Here is a 19,725-nt window from a genome sequence, read left to right as displayed (position 1 = left end):
GGGAGGCGCGTTCCGTTTCATAGCGCTGTCGCATTTGCGACAATCCATTGGCTGAAGAAGATCAGAAAAAAGGGGCGTTAGCTTCTTCAATGGCTGGACTGTTATGACCGGCTGGCATGCTGGTTGCTGGAGTGTCGGCAGTTCAAACTATGAGGAGCTCCCGAGTGGTTGCCGCCAGCACCGCCGCCAAACCGGCTTGGTCCGATAAAACCGTGCGCCAACTCTACCGCGGTAAACGAGACGCCATTACGCCATGGCCAGCAGGCACGTGGCGTTACGTTCGCCGACGAGGAGAAGCTGGCGATTGCGCGGCCGCCGGCGTGGGGCGGAGTCACAAAGACTGCGGCGGAACGCGGTCCATGGGCAACAAAGACATCGCTACCATCCGCGCCATCATCGAAACAGATCTTCCGCTCGCGATCACGGGCTGGTACGCGCGCACGGGAAACCGGTCCCGACGTGGCGGTCGAAGCAAAGGTGGTCATGATCAATACGTGATCCCAATCTGCGATATCCAGACCGCCTCCAAGCTGTGTGGTCATCAGGACTCGGTGTGGAATGGGTTAAGTAAGTACTAGGATATCCCGGGGTGCGAACATGAGGTCGCCGTGAATGATGAGAACTCCCTCCGCGCCGTCACCGATTTCTCATAGACCGATAGCCAGCGCAAAAGCCGCGCGCGCGTCGCTTTAGTATTTCAGATCCGCTCAATGTGGGCGCTGTTCAGAGCTAATCCGAAGGAGAATGTTCGATGACCAACTCATCCCCAGGAGCGGGTATCCTGGAACGACTCGGCAAGGCCTCATCGGCCGAGGATTTCTTTTTGCTGCTTGGGGTCGAGTACGACCCCAAGATCGTGGATGTCGCGCGCCTTCACATTTTAAAGCGCATGGGACAATACTTCGCCCAAGAGCAATTTTCTGGTGCCGCAGAGTCGGAAATCAGAGCTCGATGCAAGGCCATGTTGGAGCAGGCCTATGCAGATTTCGTGGCATCGTCACCGATCCAGGAGCGAGTGTTCAAGGTTATGAAGGATGCCGTCGCAGACTCTAGGAAGCCTGCGGCCTTTGTCCCCTTGAGCGAGTTGAAGTGACCTAGCGTTCCACTGTAAGCGAAGTCTGCCCGACGGAGCCGAGGCGCTCCGTTAATGCGAGCTTTCTATTCTTGGGGGCAAGTCTCTGCGGCCATAACCCCACCAACGACTGTCGTATTCCCGCCCATGTCTGAATTGTTTTGTTCGTGACTACGATATCAGCAGCTGTTTGAAGTGTCGCGCAAGCCATTACTTCCCACCGACTTTCAACCGTCTTTGCAACTGGTACGACACTTGCCTGATGTCCCGCTGATCCGGTCATCGATGCTGACAAATGGTAGCGTCCGCGATGACTTTGATGGAGGAGCCATGATGCTGCTTTTACTACCTGCCAAGCCGCCCTGCGCCATTGTATCGAGGCGCACGATTCCGGCAGGTCCCTTCGCAACGGTCTCTGACGCGGTCGCAGTTTCGTAGCGACGGTGAGATGGTAGTCAATGATTAAGTGTCCCTTTCGCGCTACTCCTGTCGCGGGTATGCACAACAGCATCCGCATGAAATCGACTCCCGATTCCGCTCAGATCTGTCTCCATCTCATGGCGGATAGAAACTACGCCACGAAGAGCGGTAGCATCGGCCCATACGGACTGCTAGCGCTGGAGGCGCGGCGAGCGGGCTCATCAACCAGGCCTGGGACCGGCCGGTTAGAATCAGCACGGCGTCCTGGCCTGCTGCGGTGGCGCTCGTCGAACCTGGCGCGCAAGGGTTCCGTTTGCAAGATCTCTCCAAATCCGGCCGAACGGGTACGTCTATTGCGACGACGCGTGTTGTTGTGCGACCGATGCGAGCACGCAAGCGGGCAGAGCAGCCAGCCACTTGCTGACCAAGAGTAAACTTCAGTTAACGAGAGCGAAGAAGCAACCCGTGGCGCGGGCGCGCCTATCGTTGAGAGGAATTTAGACCATGAGCAACGTCAGCAGAACGGCCATGCCACCGGGGGCCGGCCGCGGTGCAGCGAAAAAAGAACTGCCGGAGCACTTCAAGTCCTACAAACACGTCTGGGTCTTTGTCGAGCTCGAGCGTGGCCAAGTGCATCCCGTTTCCTGGGAGCTCATGGGTGCGGGGCGCGGCCTTGCTGACAAGCTAAAGGTGAATCTTGCCGCCGTCGTTATCGGTCCGGAGGGGCAGCACACACGTAATGCAGCACTTGAAGCCTTTTGCTATGGCGCCGATCTGGCCTATCTCGTGAGCGACAATGTCTTGTCGGATTACCGCAACGAATCCTATACCAAAGCGCTTACCGAACTCGTCAACACTTACAAGCCCGAGATATTGCTGTTGGGAGCGACGACGCTCGGTCGCGATCTCGCAGGTTCCGTGGCGACGACTCTGTCGACGGGGCTCACTGCCGATTGCACCGCGCTGGACGTGGACACCGATGGTTCGCTTGCGGCGACGCGTCCAACCTTTGGCGGCTCGCTGCTCTGCACAATCTATACCTTGAATTATCGTCCGCAGATGGCCACTGTCCGCCCGCGGGTCATGCCGATGCCTGAACGTGTTGTGCGCGATGCCGCTCGTATCATCGTTCATCCGCTCGGCCTTGTCGAAGACGATATAGTCACAAAAGTATTGTCGTTCCTACCCGACCGCGATGCAGAAACGTCCAATCTTGCCTATGCCGATGTGGTGGTTGCGGGCGGGCTGGGGCTGGGATCGCCTGAGAATTTTCGGTTGGTGCGCGAGCTCGCAACTTTGCTTGGCGCTGAATATGGCTGCTCGCGTCCTCTCGTGCAAAAAGGGTGGGTTACGCCTGACAGGCAAATCGGCCAGACGGGCAAGACTATCCGGCCGAAGCTCTATATTGCCGCGGGCATTTCCGGTGCGATCCAGCACCGAGTTGGCGTCGAGGGCGCGGATCTGATCGTGGCTGTCAATACTGACAAGAACGCTCCGATCTTCGATTTCGCTCACCTGGCGATCGTCAGTGATGCCATGCAATTGCTACCGGCGCTGACGGCCGCATTTCGCGCGCGGCTTTTGCCAGATTCGCGCGCTAGGATTGCGGTCTAGAGGAGATACGGATGATTGAAGAGAGATTCGATGCGATCGTGGTCGGAGCCGGTATGGCCGGCAACGCTGCGGCATTGACGATGGCCAAACACGGTATGAAGGTACTGCAGCTCGAGCGGGGCGAATATCCCGGATCGAAGAATGTGCAGGGGGCCATCCTCTATGCCGACATGGTGGAAAAGCTGGTCCCCAAGTTTCGAGAGGAGGCGCCGCTCGAACGTCACGTGATCGAACAGCGGTTCTGGATGATGGACGATCGTTCCCACGTCGGCATGCACTACCGTTCGGAGGACTTCAACGAGGAGCGGCCGAACCGCTACACGATTATACGTGCCCAGTTCGACAAATGGCTTTCTTCCAAGGTGCGGGAGGCTGGCGCGATCGTGCTGTGCGAGACGACCGTCACAGAGCTCGTGCAAGACGACCGTAAAAGGATCGTCGGTGTTCGTACAGATCGCCAAGACGGGGAAATACATGCCGACGTCGTCGTTCTGGCCGAAGGCGTCAATGGCCTGCTCGGCACGCGTGCGGGCCTGCGCGCGCGTCCGACACCCGAGACCGTTGCGCTTGCCGTGAAGGAGATGCATTTCTTGCCTCGTGAGACCATTGAAGCGCGCTTCAACCTCAAGGGCGATGAAGGCGCCGTGATCGAGGCTGCCGGTACGATTTCCCGCGGCATGACTGGGATGGGTTTCATCTACGCCAACAAAGAGTGCATTTCGCTTGGCATCGGTTGTCTCGTCGCCGACTTCCAGCGCACGGGTCAAACGCCGTACGGCCTGCTCGATCAATTCAAGAGGCACCCCTCTGTGGCGCCCCTGATAGCAGGGTCGGAAGTAAAGGAATATTCGGCGCATCTCATTCCCGAAGGCGGTTACAAATCTATCCCGCAGCTTTATGGGGAAGGCTGGGTCGTAGTGGGCGATGCGGCCCAACTTAATAATGCCATTCATCGTGAGGGCTCAAATCTCGCGATGACCTCCGGCCGTATCGCCGCCGAAGCGATCGGTCTGATCAAATCGCGCGGTGAACCGATGACTGCAGCAAATCTGTCAATCTACAAGAAGATGCTGGACGACTCTTTCGTCATCAAAGATCTGAAGAAATACAAGGATTTGCCACCCCTCATGCATACCCACTCCCAAAATTTCTTTCTCACCTATCCGCAGCTCATCTCCAAGGCGATGCAGAACTTTGTGCGCGTCGATGGTACGCCAAAGGCTGAGAAGGAGAAGGCGAGCCTGAAATCCTTTGTCAAGGCGCGGTCATGGTCAGGTCTGGTCGGCGATGCTTGTCGTCTTGCCAGGGCCTGGCGCTGAGCGCAACAGTGTGAAGCCCAACAATGGAACGCAAAAGCATGAATGTCGAACCCTCGGTGCGCGTCGAAGACAAGCTGTATTACAACCGTTATCTTGTCGACGTCGGTCACCCTCACGTCAGGATCCGTGCGCACAAGACGCCATCGCCGCAGCTCCTCGCACTTTTGAAGGCCTGCCCGGCGCGATGCTACGAGCTCAACGACGACGGCCAAGTCGAGATAGCAGTTGACGGCTGCATCGAGTGCGGTACCTGCCGCGTGATCGCCGAGCCGACCGGCGACATCCAATGGAGCCATCCGCGCGGCGGATATGGCGTTCTGTTCAAGTTTGGCTGATGAAGGGACGCCGGGCAGTGGTGGGACCAACGTTAGGCGTAATCTCACTGTATCCGTGGCGCGTTCACCGTCAGTTGGATGGCGCCGGGTATTCGAGCAAGACACGTCATGGGGACGCTGCGCAAGGCATGACTTGCAGATATCACACTCGTTCGGAAGCCGCAAAGGGCTGGTTGTGGCGCCACTGAGTAGCGCCACAGTGCCCTGGAGCGGATGGCAGAGGAAAGATCAGTCTCCCGCCTGAGGGGAGACAGGCCCAGCGGCCTCGATTGCGATCGCCACTGACTGTATGATCGCAGCAAAGCGCACGGCGGTCTGGATCGCTTCCGAATTGACGCCCGCGGCTCTCAGTGTCTTCTCATGGGCATCGATGCAGACACCGCAGCCGTTTATGGAGGAGACAGCAAGCGACCACAGCTCGAAATCGACCTTGTCCACGCCGGGATTGGCGCTCACGTCCATACGCAGCCGCGGCGGCATCGTCTTGTATTCCGGGTTGGAAGCGAGGTGAGCGAAGCGGTAGTAGACGTTGTTCATTACCACTAGAGCCGCCGCGGCTTTCGCTGCAGCGATCGCTACAGATGTCATCACGGCGGCGGCTGCCGATTCGACCGCGGCAATCAGAGCTGAATTGCGGGTGGCAATGGCGCTCGCCAACAGCACCCCGTATTTTCGTTGCGGCGAAAGCGTCTCATCGGCCACCAAGGAGGTCAAGTTAAGCCTGACATCCTCCGCGAAGTCGGGAATCCTGTCGTATATTTGTTCGATCGACGACATGCGGCGTCAAGCAACTTTCAACGTTTCGCCGCCGATTTCGCGGTTGCAGGGACAGAGCTGGTCGGTTTGCAGTGCGTCCAGAACGCGGAGTGTGTCCTTAGGACTGCGCCCGACGCTGAGATTCGTCGCATAGACGTGCTGGATCGTGTTTTGGGGGTCAACAATAAAGGTGTAACGATAGGCAACCCCTTCGGGTGAACGCACACCAAGACCATCGACGAGCATTCCCTTTGTGTCGGCAAACTGCCAGATTGGTAGATTGTGCAGGTCGACATGTGAGCGCCGCCAAGCGAGCTTGCAGAACTCGTTGTCAGTCGAACCACCCAGTACAACCGCATCGCGGTCAGCGAATTCCTTGGAAAGGCGGGCAAACTCAGCGATCTCCGTCGGGCAGACGAAGGTAAAGTCCTTGGGATAGAAGAAGATGATCTTCCATTTTTCCGGAAAGCTCATTTCGGTCAGCGTCTCAAATGCACTCTGTCCTTCTTCTTCCTGCGCTTGAAAACCGGGCTTCACGCCTGTGATTTCGAACGGCGGCAACTGACTTCCAATTCCGAGCATGCTGTCCTCACACATTTTGCTTTTTTGGATCGTGACCTCACTGCTGGAGCAAACTATATGCCACCCCTTCTTAGGACGGGAATGGGCGCAATAAGGCAAGCCCAGCGGCTTGGTTTCAGGCATGCTCGCGCGCTTGGTGCCTCGATCCCGCTAAGCTGGCGGTCATCTGGATCACCTGCGCTCGCACACAACCCGTTGGGCCTAAGAAACACCCCCTCGGAGCCTTTGAGCTCGACAGTACGCGAGCGCAGGCTAGGCGGTTGGCGCGAACACGGCAGCCAGTCCTGAACCGTAGCAATCTCGTTCTCGACCGGCGGGCACTGCAGAGGCGACTAGGGGTTGACGTCGGCTTGGGCTATTTAGCCGACGAAGCCGGTTGAACTGCGACATCTCGCCATTGAAGGCCGACAGCCGGCGCGTTCGCAAGGCATCAAGGTGGCCAGGAGCCGACGCCCGAGCTAAGACGGCTGCCGGAGATGGCCAACGATTCCGATGGACGATTTCCGAGCCGACGTACTCGGGAGCCGCAATGTCACCTTCAAGTGGTCCGGCATCGTTGTGACCAATAACCGCAGCTGCCCCGCGCCGCCGCTTGAGATATCCAACCACTGCTGCTGCAAAAGTCGACGATCACAAGGCAGCAGCGTGTCAACGTTCGCGGTGAGGCTCGCCAGCCGGCAAGGCGGTTTTCGGAAAGTCTGTTAGGACAAGTACGCCCCGGGTTATCGTAACGAATTCGGCGCGAAGGCCCCAGGCTCCTTCTCGTTGTTCGGCGAATTTTCGATCTCGAGGCTCGGCTGCCGAGTGGTTGGGAATTCTAGATCTTGTCCCGTCGCAACGTCGATTGCGAGCATAATGTGTGTGCCATTTGCTCGCCTCGAGTGTTGCTGCGCCTGCGGCCGACGCCTATGCCTTGCTGCGCGACATCGTGAGCCAATTCGGCCAGTAGCTTATCGACATTGTCTTTTGGAAGGTAGAGAACTGCCCAGGAGGCTATTCGGATCTATTTCATCTAGATCACGGCCGGGGGTCTTGTTGGTGTTTCTCTCGCATCCGGGCATACCTGTCGAAGGTGCTCATGCGGATGCGGCGGGCGTTGCAAGCAACCGCTCGGCAGCCCGAGCGGAACGGCGCGCGCGACCTCCGCGAATACTTCCGCTCCAATGCTGAGCCGTAGCACATCAAAGGAGCGGCGCGTGATGCGCGCCAAAAGCGGCACGCTAGAACGGCCGGTTTCAAGGATCAGAACCAAGGTGACCTCAGCCTCGCCGTGCGGCAGGGAGGCTGTTATGCGTGCTCGAAATACATTGAGGATAGAGCTAGCGCGCGGACGTTCGCACGCAATGCTGACGTCGTCGGCAGCGATGCGCAGCCGCAGCTGCGCGCCCGGTCTAAGCGGCACTCCGGGTATCAGAAAGCGCGCAGTCTTGAGGCGGAGCATGATCAGCCCATAGCGCCCGTCATAACCGCCGACCACCGTATCAAGACAGACTGCCGCTTCGCCGCGCCTCGCAAGCGCCGGATCGCCCTGAACGATATTGAGCGGACCGGCCGCAGTCACGGCGCCATCTTTCATCATGACGAGCTGATCGGCAATACGCTCGATATCAGCGATGTCATGGCTGATGTAGATCATTGACAATGGAAGCGTTTGCCGCACGCGCTCGAGAAATGGCAGGATCTCGCATTTGGCGCCGCGGTCGCGCACAAGAAGCGGATCGTCCAGCAAGAGTAGCCGAGGCTGGCCTAACAGCGCGCAGCCAAGGGCAAGTCGCTGTCGCTCGATCCCGGAAAGGTGTGATGGCGAACGCTCGAGCAGTGGGGCCAGGGCGAGCAATTCGACCACACCATCAAAATCGATCAGTGTCGGTTCCGATTTTGACGCGTTGTATAAAAGGGTGCGTCGTACAGACAATTGAGAGGAGAGAATCGGTGGCTGGAAGACATATGCGACGCGACGCATATGAGGTGGTCGAAACGTCGTCTCATCCTGCCAAATCTCCCCATCAATCGCACAGAATCCATTTGGTAGACGCTGCACGCCAGCGATGCAGCGCGCGAGTGTAGTTTTACCGCACCCGGGGGGACCAAAAATCGCTGTGACCCCTTTGGCCGGTAGGCTGAATTGCGTATCCAGCGGAATGCTTGCGGGAGAGCCGTTGAAGGCAACTTCAATATAGCCCTTTTTGGCTTCTCTGATGAAACTGCGCATGTGCTGTATCTTCTCATCTGTGTCACGATCCCGGTGGCTGCAATGGAGGTGATCGCCATGCCTCCGACGATCCATTCTATTCCGCTCCAGCAGGGTGTTTTCAGCTCGCGTGAGGGCATAAGGTGGGAGGGCGGACCGCAGATCGGTGTCAAGACTTCAGTCTTATTGAGCATCTCCGAGCCGCTAGGCTCGTGGCAATCAGACGCTGTCCTGTGCGCTACCCATTGAGAGGTAAGCGGCTTTCCGGCCGCGCGAGGTTGTCACTCTGCTTGGCGGGCCGAGGGCTTCTGCTGAATGTTCGAATGGCGCGGCTTGAGAGGTGTGCCGGCAAAGATGTCGGATCACGCCAGGGCTGAATACCAGCTTCCGGACGGAAATCGGCCTCAAGCATCCCAAAGTTTCGCGAGCCGATTTGAAGTCTGCGCAGGTCCTCATAATCGTGGCCTCTGCACTCTCAGGTGCGAGCAGCATCAAAGCCAGATCAATCAGAATGAATCGAATAAGCCTCATTGGAACCCCGCTCCGCCGCCACCGCTTCCTTCGCAACTGGCTGATCCTCACCCAGCAATCGCTGTGCCGTTTCAAGGAGTATCTGGGCGGCTAGTGGCAAGGCAGGCTTTGTATCGGTCTCCACCCAGCGTCTCAGATCGCTGCATCTTATTGTAAGAGTTTGGACGTTCGCGTCACCAACCGCGCATGTAAGAGCTACGAGATGGCACCCGAAGATGATACGATGCCTATCGCAGAGGCCATGGTGCTTGGCGAATATGCGTCCGTAAAACTCGTCAATGATGCGCAAGTCCATGCCATCCGATTGGTGTATCTTCCGATCTGAGCAGAGGGACGGTCGGCGTCCGATCGTTCGGAAAAAGCGCTGATATAAGATGATATGCGGTGCCTGCGCGCTTAAAGCGCTTGAATCGACCGTAGCGTCAGGTTGTAGGCATTGCGAAGCAGAAAGCCATATCGGGAGCCAACATCGGTACACAAGCGCTAAACGGCCGATCTCTGTTGCATCCCGGTCTTCGCAATGCGTATTGCGCGTTGAGGGACGATGATTCGGGCCCTCTAATCATTGCGTCGGCCCGGAACAGCGAGCCGGTGGCTGCCGAGGCGTTGCAATCCGGTAAACGGATCGCCCTCGCGGGGCAAAGAAAAATAGTGAAGCATATGCGGATTAAGAGAGGTGTGGTGAATCAATTGCGACGAATGGGCTGGACTTGCAACGCGCATCGCGCTGCAGCCGCCCTCGCTGCGATCGCGATCGCAGCGACGTGGTGCACAGCACACGCTCGCGCGCGAGATCGTCGCGCCGAGGACGTCTTGGTGTCGTGCAAACCAGACGTGAGCCGCTTCTGTGACCGCTTTACAGGCCGTAGCGATGTTGATGTGGCCATTTTTTGTCTTAAGGACAATTTCAAAAACTTGCGCCGCGAATGTCGACGCATGATGCCAACCGCCGCGGACGGAAACAACGGACCGAGAGAATCTCTGAATAGGCGTCCCGGAGGCCTTCATCGAGAGTGAGGGGCGGCAGTTGCGAACTCGAACGATAGTGAGATGTTCAGACTGACTGGCGCTGGGGTTTGGCCAGGGCGTTGGCTGAAAGGCGATCGGGCTGGAGCATCAACCTGCGAGGTGCAGCTCAACTATCTGAGGACTGATCCGTGAATCGATTGGCCTCGATCAGCGATAGACGGTGCACCCACCCGTGTTACGAGGTTGTGGTGCGCCCCGTATTTCGATTTCGTACCGCAGCATTTGTGCTTTATTGAGCGCTGCAGCATTCGGCGACTCCGAGGCATTCGTCAGAGGGCTATCGGTTCGCTGTAAGTGTCCGACGGACAATCTGCGTCAGCTGTAGAGATAATGGGCCAGACATATGCAGGAATTCTGGACTACTCACCAATCTATGGTGTCGTGGTCGGCGACTAGGTATTTTAGGGAAGGTGGCGAAGTCGGTTGTGACAGGTAGAAGACCATCCAGGTTTTTCTTGCATTTCCCAGCTTGGGATTACCTTCGGCTGGACCGCCGGCCTCAAGACAACAGATTGAGCTAGGAAGCTCGTTTGTTAGCCGCTGATCGACTTGCCGAATGTAACGCTTGATGCCATCGCGGCGTTCTCGATGACCGCTTCAGGGGAATGGCTTCGCCCGATCGTGGTCCTCTCGACCGAACACACTTTTGGCCCCAAGGCCAAAGGAAACGCCGTCGACAAGAGTCCTTCAAAGGCAGAAAGCTGTTCAAGTAGCCGTTTCTCAACGAGCTTGCGCTCCGCGCCAGGAAGACTAGCATTAAGTAACCGACGGCAGCGCCAGATTTCGTTTCGCAGCCATCTGATCTCACTTAGTGTATCATCAATCGAAGTCATCACAGATGTTCGTCCCTGGAGTATCAAGCATGGCGATCGTCGTCGAGCGGCCGTCCCTCGGCTTTGCATTCCTGCCGAGTTGAGCCGAGGACTTGCGACTTCCAGCGTCGTTCTTCCCCGCCGCGGCGAGCAGTTCGGTGTATGCAACTCTTACCAATCAATATCACCCTACACTGCTCGTGTGACGATAAATCGCGGCAGATCCTCGCGTTTTCACGGCGCCGCGATCGTGTGTCCTGCACAATTCCAGCGCTCCACAGGATTGGTGTGGCCGGAGAGTACTTAAATAGATCCGCGCTACTACGGGCATTCGCAATCGCCGATGTGATCGCCAAGAACTACAGAATTGAACAAAACAGAAGGACTAGGTCTTGAGCCAGGCGGAGAATGGCAGTGGGGCTAGCTCGCCCCAAGCCACAGCAAAGTTGCCGGCGTAAGTGCGCCGCTGCCGTCGTGCCTGCACCCGGCACCAGGCGGTCTAGCTCGAACTGATTCATCTGCGCAGGACCGAGCTTAAGGTTGAGAAATCGATGGGGGGCCATCAGTCTTCCCGTCGCTCCGGTGTCCGTCAGCTTATCGACAGCTAGCTTCCACATTATGAACATCGCTACTCGTTCGCAGGCTCGGCTCAAAAGGTTCAGGCCTCGCAGGCGAGACCGGGGTGGACTCCGATATCAGCCGATCCACGGGCGGGATGTCGCCGGCTGCACTGCCTGCAGTTGCTCGGTGGCACCTGCAGAAGCGTATTCGCGCCGGTCGTGCGGGACGGCCCGATTGTGGGATCACACCTCGTTTCGGTCGGCCGGTGGGGTGTCAGCGATAGGGGGGACTACCAGTTCTAAGATGCGCCGACCCGGCGCGTTCGCTCCATTTTGCTACCTAAGAAACCATATCGATGAACGCAGAACAGCTCGGCGCAGGTACTCCTTCCGCAACTTCTGATTCCGAAAGCTCCCAACCGGGCTCTCCGGCCGCGTCGCAGTGGGGAGAGGCCTTGAGGGACGTGCACGCGTCCGCTGCCGAGGCGGTTGCCTGGCAGGAGGAGGTGTTGGCCGACTGGGCTGCCGAAGACGGGCAGGCGCAACATGAGGATCGGCAACAGGCGGTAAGTCTTACGAGCGCTTGGCGGGGCACGGGTGATCTCGATGAGCCGCTAGCTCTGTCGTCTCTGTCCCTGACTACGTTAACTGCGCCCATTCTGGCCGGCGTGCGCCGCCTGAATGTCGACAACAATCAGCTGGCAAGCCTGCCCGAACACCTTCCAGCAACGCTTCAGGAGTTGGACGCCAGCGGTAACCGCCTGACCTACCTACCCCGGCTTCCGGCCGGGCTCCAGCTTCTGAACGTCGAGTACAATCAGTTGACGGAGCTGCCCGAGCCTCTTCCGGCCGGGCTCGAATGGTTTAGCGCCAGCCACAACCGGCTGACCAACCTGCCTGAGACCGTCCCGCACCAGCTGTTATGGCTCGGCGCCAGCAACAATCAGCTGACCAGCGTGCCCGAGACGCTGCTGACGCGTCTAAGCCGCGAGTCGAGCGTTAATCTGGAGAATAATCCGCTCGCCGATTGGGTGCAGGTCGGCCTGGCAACAGCGATGCGCGCCAGACACTATGCCGGCCCTCCGGTTTTCATCTCGACCATGAGTGGAGCGTTGGAGGTTGCGGCGCGGTCCCTGCAAGAGGTTGCCGCGGAGTGGCTCGAGGGCGAGCCCACGGTAGTGGCCGCTTGGCAACACTTCGCCCATGAGCCGGGGGCCGCGGACTATGCACATTTCCTTGACAGGCTCCGGGGCACCGTGAATTACCATCACGAGACGTTCCGCCAGGCGGTTGCCGAAGATCTGCGGCAGGCAGCCGTCAGGCCGCGTTTGCGCGAGCAGTATTTCGAGTTGGCTTCAGGAGCGAACGCGAGCTGCGAAGATCGCATTACTTTGGTCTGGAACGGCATGCAGGCAGCGCGCCTGAACGCTGATGTGGAGGACGGCGTCTATGACGGGCGAGTCGGCGAATTGCTTCAAAACGGCCGCGTCATGTTTCGCTTGGAAGCGCTTGATGGGATCGCGCGCGAGAGGGTCAACTCGCTTCGTCGTGCCGATCCCGGCGCGGACGTCGATGAGATCGAGGTCTACCTTGCCTACCAGACCCAGCTGCGGGACGCGCTGGAGCTGAGGCACATTGCTCCCGACATGCGATTCATGAACGTCTCTCACGTGACCGAGGAGGATGTGGCCAGGGCCGAGGCATCAGTGCGGGACCAGGAAGCGGCGGAATTTACGGACTATTTGGCAGCGCGCTGGCAACCATGGGAAAGTGCGGTGAGGCGCATCGCACCCCAAGTCTATACTGAAATGCAGGAGCGGCTCGTCGACGCCATGGGCGTACAGTTTGAAACCCGCTTGAATGGGCGACTGGCCGAGCATGGCCTGACAGGCGATGCCGATGCCGAGCGGGTCCTCGGCGCAGAGATACGAAACGAGATCGCCCGGGAGATCAAAAGTGCGGTCTTGCATCAGGTGCTCAGGAAACTCGACCTTGAGCTATGAGCGCCCTCCGAAGGAAGGCCCCGCCGATCCGCCTAACCGATTACAACGTGAAGAGAGTCATCGACTCTTTCGAGGACGTGCTCTTTGGAAGAGGCATTCGCGAATGAGCCACCGTCAATTGCCCCTCGTGCTGTCCGTCGGGACGATTACGGTAAGGATGGAGATCCAAGCGAAGAGTCGCATACAAAACTCCATGCATTCGCGTTGCGAACGCCATCGAAGTCAGGGATCAACGACCATTCGGAGCCCGGGCGAATAGATGGCGATCAGGCCGAACTCTCAAGTGGACCTTGTGCAACGTAGGCTATCGATATCCGTCGCCCGCGGTCGATCGGACTTTCGCAGCGTCACACTCGAATCCAGATCGCGAAACATGCTGTAGTTCCGTCGGATCCATTGATGCAGCTCGGTGGACCAGTCCTTCTCGTTGCGCAGATATCCAGTGAAGGAAAAGCTAAGCCGGTCTATATATCTTTTGAGGAACAGCGGAAGTGCGGAAATGCGAACCACCCGCTCGCTATCCATCGCCTCAGGTAATCCGCCGCGCAGCACGAATTCATTGTGGACGGTGATCAGCGACGTCGGCGGAATTCGCCGCCGCAGCATTTCATAAGCGCGAAGGGAGATACGGTCTGCGGCTGCGACGAAGAGGATGATAGGGGCGACATAGCAGCGCGCTGTCTCCTTCATGAAGCCAATCTCCTCGCACATCTTGAAGAATTCGTCGAAGGCGTGAAAGCCAAGGTCAATTACCTTGGCTACACGATCGTGGATGATAAGAGGGTCCATCAGCTGCATCTTGCCGTAAGTGTCGATCACATCCGCGGTCTCCGTGATGTTGGGGAGGTAGTCAAGCAATGACGGCTCTTTCAAGTTGACGTCAAACGACAATGCTGTGCCGTTTTTCAGCAGCAAGAACTCGCTCATGGCCCGAGCGATGAGGGTTTTACCGACCTGCGGGCTAGGAGAGCAGATGATGTAGATGGGGGTCGCTAACATAGCCAGCAGATCAATTTCGTTTCGTACGTGGGCCCGACCTGAGCTCGCCAGATATGCGACTACTTCTCGCCGGCCCGGGTGGCGGACTTGGCGCCGGCCAATTCCGTCAAGTTGATTCGGTCAAATTCGCTCCAGACATTTGCCAGCCAGTGCCGGACATAGCCGCGCAGCACGAAGGAGTTGTTCGCGGGTTCATCGTTCCGTGCTTTGTTTGCGACGAAGTCTATGAATGGGACGGATGCGATCTCCACCTGCTCATAGGCCATCTCGTTAAGCTTCGGTATGGTCAACTCAGTCGCATGTTTGATGCGGTGAAAATAGGAATTGTAAGTCGCTTGGTCCCACTGGAAGAATTGAGTGTCGTTAATGAAGTTCTTGACCAGGTAGTACTTTGCGCCGCTCATGAAAGTCGCGGTTTCCGCGATCTCGTCGAGCGACGCGATGGATGATCCAAGGATGTGGAACACCGCAAATGTGATCTGGCCAGACCGTGCCGAGTCCAGAAAGCCGATGTCGCGCAAGGAAGCCAGCGCAGAGGAAAGTAGGCCTGCGCGAGCATCGATGACAGTGACGGACAGCCCTGAATTCAAGGTATCGAAGATCTTCATCTGGTCCGTGGTCGTCGTCATGTCGACGATCTCAGTAATCCCAGGATAAAAGCGCTTCAGCGTTCCCCGAGGCCACTCTGTGTCGAATGCGCGTGTTTGCACGCTGTTCACGCTGAAGTAGTCCAGTAGCGTTCGTGATACGGTCGTCTTCCCGACTCCTCCCTTGTCCGCGCCGACCACAATTACCACTGGCTTTACCATAGAAACGTCTCCTGAGACTCTCGCTATCGCCGCGCGCGAAGTGCGCAATCAGCGCGTCTCTGCTTTGGTTGCGAACATGGCGGAAAGAAGGGGCAATGAACCTTGGGTGCGAGAGTTCTGCAACTGATAGACGTTTTCAACATCAAGCGAGTAACGTCGTGTGATGATGCAGGCCCGAGAATGGGAGCAATCACTTGTAGTGGCGATTTACGTGAGGTTTGTGCCGCTGGAATGCGCGGGCCAAGAATCAACTTTCTGCCGGCGGTGATCGTTGCATTGCCAAGAGCTATGGAAGCCGTCGCTGCCACCATCCAATTTTCATGAAGCAAACGAGTCTTACGTTACGTCAGATTGCGAGCTCGATGAGAGCGCAAATCAAGCCGATGCTATGCGGCCCGACTATAGGTTGGCAGACCATCAAAGGTCTGCTGGATCAGATCGTCTTCTTTCGGACGAGAGCGAATTGGCTGGCTAGTTCCCGAGAGGCGACCGTGAACGAGCGAGCTCTCACTCTGCCGAAGAATGTCGGGATATGCGAACGCTGAAACGCGTTGGTGACGCAATAGCAGGCATGCATCTGTTCGCTCTGCAGCGAGATTATCGCTGTCACTGAGACCAAGATCGAAGGGAGAGCTGACCTCTGGCCGACGGTGCAGCACCGGTGGGGAAGCGATATCGGATGCTCCGTTAAAAGAAGCCGACGTCGAATGGTCGGAACCGTCGATCTTGTCTCGGACAGAGAGTTCGCCGAGCTACGTACTACGGGGCGACAAGGACTCTTAGTGGAATGAACGATAGCCTGGCGGGTGTGCACTCTCGTTGGGCGCTTCCTTGGGGCAGAAGATACTATACGCTAGGGTTTTAAGGCGCCCACTCTGACCACCCTTCGATATGCTAAGCAAGTCCGCCTGAAATGGGTTGCGAGCTGTGCGTCAAGTTCTCTTTCTTCTTATCGATCGCGCTTGACGTAATTGATCTGCAAATTCGGCCTCGGCCTAAAGCAGCTACGTCATGCTCTACTTCATATGGAATAACAACCGCAGCATGCTGAGGCCGCCCACTATAGTTTGCGCTCCAGGGGGCATCGATCCCGCCGGCGCAACGGTATATAGCGCCGGCATGGCAAGGCAATGCAACTCGAACACTCCTGAACGCGCTTAAGCCGCATACTCACTGTAATCAATCGAGGGATGCCTGAAAGGAGGGGTCGAGCTCGAAGCTGCCGCCGAAGGCCGGCCGAAAGTAGCGATCCCCTGGCGATGCGAAGAGCTCCGATCCGGGGCTCTGGCAGGTTGGCAATCTCTGTCTTATTTGGCTTACCTGAAGTTTAACTCGGACTGCCGCCATGTTTAAACGCGTTTGCGCAAAAGCGGCCTCGAGCGAGGGCAGGGAAACTGCGTAACCAGCGAATATCTTCACGACCAAAGGCGAGTGGCTAGACGTACTCTGCGCGCATGAGCGAGACGCTTGCTAGGCGTCTGGGCTGCAAGAAAGCTAAATTGGGCGGCGTCGTCGGGGCGGCGTCCAGCTAATCGAGGCCTGGCGGGGGTGTGGGCCCCAATGGCACGGTAATCGGCTGCGCTGCGTCCTTTGGGGAGCGGCCGACGATAACTGTGAGCAGACCCTGGCCCCACAGCCGCTGCGCCGCTCTCTTGGCGTCCTCCAGCGTCACTCCATCGATCACGGCATTCTGCTTTTCGAAATAGTCGATGGGCAGCTTGTCAAGCTGATGCTGCAGTAGCGTTCGCGCAAGCTTTGATGATGTGTTGAGAGCCACCAGTTGCGAGCCCTTCACATAGGACTTTGCGTCATCGAGTTCCTGCTGAGTCGGTCCTTCCTCGGCGATGTGACGGACCTGCTTCTCGATTTCTTCGACCGTTTCGCCAGCGCGATCGGTGCTGGTGCCGCTTTTGCCGAGAAACATGGCTGAATGATCCAACCAGACAAGGCGCTCACCGACGGAATAGGCCAGGCCGCGCTTCTCGCGAACTTCGCGGAAAAGGCGGGACGTCAGCCCGCCGCCGCCGAGGATATGGTTAACGATATAGGCGGGCATGAAATCCGGCTCGTTGCGACGGACGGCTGGACCGCCAAAAGTCACAATTGTCTGCGGCACATCGAGCCGAATGAAGACCCGCTGCGGCGGCTTTGCTGCGATGACTTCGGCAACCGGCATCGCTTCCGCGTTGCTCGGCAGGCTGCCAAAGGTGTTGTCGAGCAACTTGCAGACGACCCCTGCATCGACGTCGCCGACCACTGCGATTTTGAGCGTGTCTTTTGCGATCACGCGTCGGACATAACCCTTGAGATCCGCGACCTCGATCTTCGGCACGCTTTCCAGCGAGCCTTCGGCTAGGCGAGCATAAGGATGATCCCCAAACGCGACTTCGAGGAACTTGCGATGGCCCAGAGACGAAGGATCGGTCGACTCGTGCCGAAGGCGCGCGAGCACAATAGCACGGATCCGTTCGACGTCGGATGCGTCGAAACGTGGCGAGGTTAGCGCCATCCGTAAAAGCTCGAAGGCCTCGTCCGCGTTGTCCTTCATCGTGCGCAAGGCACCGCGGAAGTGATCATGGGTCACGTGAAAATGCATCTCAATAGCACGACGGTCCAGCCGCTGATGAAAGGTCTTGAAGTCAAATTCGCCGGAACCTTCCTTGAGCAGGCCAGAAACCATGTGGCCTACGCCAGGCCTTTGAGCGGGGTCCTGAGTCGCGCCGCCGGTAAAGGCATATTCCATCGAGATCACTGGTACAGTGGAATCCTGCATGAACCAGGCTTCTATACCGGCAGGCGAAATCAGGCGCTTGATCCTGGTCCGATCAAGTGACCTCGGGGCGGCAACCGAATTTGGCGAAGCGAGCATCGTGATGGAGAGCGAGGCTCCCCCGAGGAGGATCCCACGTCGTGTGCAAGGATGGTTCACTAGAGCTTCTCCCAGTGTTGTGGAGTGGACTCTTTGATGAGATAGCCGGTCACCGCTCGTTTCTTGTCTAGCCATTTCTGCACGACGTCGTGCACCTGCTGTGCACTGACCGCGCGGATGTGGTCCGGCCAGCGTTGAATATCATCGATGCATAGTCCCGTCGTCAGGCCGCGGCCATACCGGTGCGCGAACATTTCCTGACTATCCTGAGCGTATGTGACCTGCGCAATCAGCCGCGCCTTCGCCCACTGGAGATCTTCAATGCTCGCGGGAGTGCGGGCAACGTCGGCGATTACCTCGTCGATGGCGCGCTCGATCAGGCCGAGGTTGACGCCAGGTTTTGGTATGGCGGAAATCTTGAATAGCGAGGGATCGAGCGCGGCAGAGCGGTAGCTCGCTCTGGCAGTGACCGCGAGCTGCTTTTCGACCACTAGCGAGCGATAGAGATATGAGTTGACGCCGCCGCCCATCAACTGCTCGAGCACCTCGAGCGCTGGACTCTCCCCCGCGACCGCGGTGCGAGCAGACGGTACGAGATAATAGCGGTGCAGGGCTGGCTGCTCGACGCGGGAATCGGCCAACGTCACTCTGCGCTGAGCGGCCGGCGTCGGCTCCTGCGGCCGCAGGCGTTCCGGAGCAATCGATGGTTGAGCGGGGATGGCGCCAAACGTCTCCTTCACCATCGAGCGCACTTCCTTGGTGGCTACGTCGCCAGCGACGATCAGGATCGCGTTGTTCGGTGCATAGAAGCGCTTGTAGAACGTGAGGGCGTCCTCTCGCGTAAGCTTTTCGATTTCCTGGCGCCACCCGATGATAGGGTGGCCGTAGGGGTGGTTGAGGTAAAGCACAGCCATCATCTGCTCGGCAAGGCGGTTGCCGGGATGGTTGGCGACACTCATATTGAATTCCTCAAGCACGACGTCGCGCTCGGAAAGTACGTTCTCGTCCTTGAGAATGAGACCGGTCATGCGGTCGGCTTCAAAATCCATCATCGTGCCGAGGTGCTCGCGAGGCACGTGCTGGAAGTAGCTGGTGAAGTCGAATCCGGTAAAGGCGTTTTGATAGCCGCCGGCGCGCAGTACGGCTTTGGAGAATTCATCCGCCGGATGGTTGGACGTGCCCTTGAACATCAGGTGTTCGAGGAAATGCGCAAGCCCCGATTTGCCGGGCGGTTCATCCGCGGAACCCACCTTATACCAAATCATCTGAGTCACGACCGGTGTGCGATGATCCGGGATCACGACCACCTGCAGGCCGTTCTGAAGCGTGAAGCTTGCTGGTCGATCTGATCTGACCGTTCCGGCAGAAACGTTAGCCTCATCAGAGAGGCATAAGCCGGTGCTATCATCCGTTGTGCTCTTGACCGCCGGGGCGCTGCACATCGTCGAGCCCGAGGCATCAGCGGCGGTGCCTGCCGCCGTGGCGGTGACCGAAATCCGGTTCTTCATGGCATCGCCTTTCCGTTCCATACTGGTCACTGTGGTGAGGAAATCCGACAGGGAGGGTAGCCGCGCCCCGTCTTGGCAAACAGTAGAGCAAGAACCGGACCAATCGCGGGTTGGCGCCTCGCGCACGCAGCGGGACACAAAACAGAACCGGCGCGTAATGTTTTGGCCAAATGTAAACCGTCGACGTGTCGTGAACACGACCTTGCGCACAACGCGTCACGATATGAGGCCGGCACAACGCCCGGCAGGCTTGCCGTCACACGTATCGCTCTACACGATGATTGGCTTGACAATACGCCTCATGGTCGCGAAGCGG

General features: G+C 58.0%; 15 protein-coding genes. 7 read left to right on the top strand and 8 right to left on the bottom strand.

What is annotated here, in order from left to right:
- Nucleotides 1–359 precede the first annotated feature (359 nt).
- From XH88_RS36805 to XH88_RS36785, 5 genes are all read left to right on the top strand, one after another.
- Entirely contained in the window at nt 360–578 is a 219-nt protein-coding gene (locus XH88_RS36805; RefSeq protein WP_271673053.1) for a hypothetical protein, read from the top strand.
- 173 nt (nt 579–751) lie between these two features.
- Nucleotides 752–1,093 (top strand): nitrogenase stabilizing/protective protein NifW, encoded by a 342-nt coding sequence (gene nifW / locus XH88_RS36800; RefSeq protein WP_271673052.1) that lies wholly within the window; start codon nt 752–754, stop codon nt 1,091–1,093.
- 903 nt (nt 1,094–1,996) lie between these two features.
- Nucleotides 1,997–3,106 (top strand): electron transfer flavoprotein subunit alpha/FixB family protein, encoded by a 1,110-nt coding sequence (locus tag XH88_RS36795; protein ID WP_271673051.1) that lies wholly within the window; start codon nt 1,997–1,999, stop codon nt 3,104–3,106.
- Between the two features lie 11 nt (nt 3,107–3,117).
- Nucleotides 3,118–4,425 (top strand): FAD-dependent oxidoreductase, encoded by a 1,308-nt coding sequence (locus XH88_RS36790; protein WP_271673050.1) that lies wholly within the window; start codon nt 3,118–3,120, stop codon nt 4,423–4,425.
- 38 nt (nt 4,426–4,463) lie between these two features.
- Entirely contained in the window at nt 4,464–4,760 is a 297-nt protein-coding gene (locus XH88_RS36785) for a ferredoxin family protein (RefSeq protein WP_128947943.1), read from the top strand.
- Nucleotides 4,761–4,988: 228 nt separating this feature from the next.
- Here the strand turns inward: XH88_RS36785 and XH88_RS36780 are convergent, their stop codons facing one another.
- The 3 genes from XH88_RS36780 to modC form a co-directional block, all read right to left on the bottom strand.
- A complete protein-coding gene (locus XH88_RS36780; protein WP_271673049.1) occupies nt 4,989–5,537 on the bottom strand; it encodes a carboxymuconolactone decarboxylase family protein in 549 nt (182 codons plus the stop codon).
- Between the two features lie 6 nt (nt 5,538–5,543).
- The gene (locus XH88_RS36775) at nt 5,544–6,098 is read right to left on the bottom strand and encodes a peroxiredoxin (RefSeq protein ID WP_128947941.1); all 555 of its coding nucleotides are present in this window, start codon (nt 6,096–6,098) and stop codon (nt 5,544–5,546) included.
- A 1,012-nt stretch (nt 6,099–7,110) separates the two neighbouring features.
- The gene (modC, locus tag XH88_RS36770; RefSeq protein WP_271673048.1) at nt 7,111–8,310 is read right to left on the bottom strand and encodes a molybdenum ABC transporter ATP-binding protein; all 1,200 of its coding nucleotides are present in this window, start codon (nt 8,308–8,310) and stop codon (nt 7,111–7,113) included.
- Nucleotides 8,311–9,022: 712 nt separating this feature from the next.
- On the opposite strand from modC, the gene XH88_RS36765 reads away from it, so the two are divergent.
- Entirely contained in the window at nt 9,023–9,145 is a 123-nt protein-coding gene (locus XH88_RS36765; RefSeq protein ID WP_271673047.1) for a hypothetical protein, read from the top strand.
- Between the two features lie 1,237 nt (nt 9,146–10,382).
- Here the strand turns inward: XH88_RS36765 and XH88_RS36760 are convergent.
- A complete protein-coding gene (locus tag XH88_RS36760) occupies nt 10,383–10,682 on the bottom strand; it encodes a hypothetical protein (RefSeq protein WP_271673046.1) in 300 nt (99 codons plus the stop codon).
- Between the two features lie 895 nt (nt 10,683–11,577).
- Between XH88_RS36760 and XH88_RS36755 the strand changes: the two genes are divergently transcribed.
- On the top strand, nt 11,578–13,224 hold the full coding sequence (locus XH88_RS36755; RefSeq protein ID WP_442868516.1) for an NEL-type E3 ubiquitin ligase domain-containing protein: 1,647 nt from the start codon (nt 11,578–11,580) through the stop codon (nt 13,222–13,224).
- Nucleotides 13,225–13,503: 279 nt separating this feature from the next.
- Here XH88_RS36755 and XH88_RS36750 read toward each other — a convergent pair whose 3' ends face one another.
- From XH88_RS36750 to XH88_RS36735, 4 genes are all read right to left on the bottom strand, one after another.
- A complete protein-coding gene (locus tag XH88_RS36750) occupies nt 13,504–14,223 on the bottom strand; it encodes a hypothetical protein (RefSeq protein ID WP_271673045.1) in 720 nt (239 codons plus the stop codon).
- A 59-nt stretch (nt 14,224–14,282) separates the two neighbouring features.
- Nucleotides 14,283–15,032, bottom strand: a complete 750-nt coding sequence (locus XH88_RS36745; RefSeq protein WP_271673044.1) for a hypothetical protein — start codon at nt 15,030–15,032, stop codon at nt 14,283–14,285.
- Between the two features lie 1,528 nt (nt 15,033–16,560).
- Complete coding sequence (locus XH88_RS36740) at nt 16,561–17,901, bottom strand: M16 family metallopeptidase (protein ID WP_271673169.1); 1,341 nt, start codon at nt 17,899–17,901, stop codon at nt 16,561–16,563.
- 59 nt (nt 17,902–17,960) lie between these two features.
- Complete coding sequence (locus tag XH88_RS36735; RefSeq protein ID WP_271673043.1) at nt 17,961–19,409, bottom strand: M16 family metallopeptidase; 1,449 nt, start codon at nt 19,407–19,409, stop codon at nt 17,961–17,963.
- Nucleotides 19,410–19,725 lie beyond the last annotated feature (316 nt).

It is taken from the genome of Bradyrhizobium sp. CCBAU 51627, assembly GCF_028128765.1.
In the GTDB taxonomy this organism is placed as follows: Bacteria; Pseudomonadota; Alphaproteobacteria; order Rhizobiales; family Xanthobacteraceae; genus Bradyrhizobium.
The sequence above is the reverse complement of the archived record's forward strand: the minus strand, read 5'-3'. Positions and strand labels throughout refer to the sequence as shown.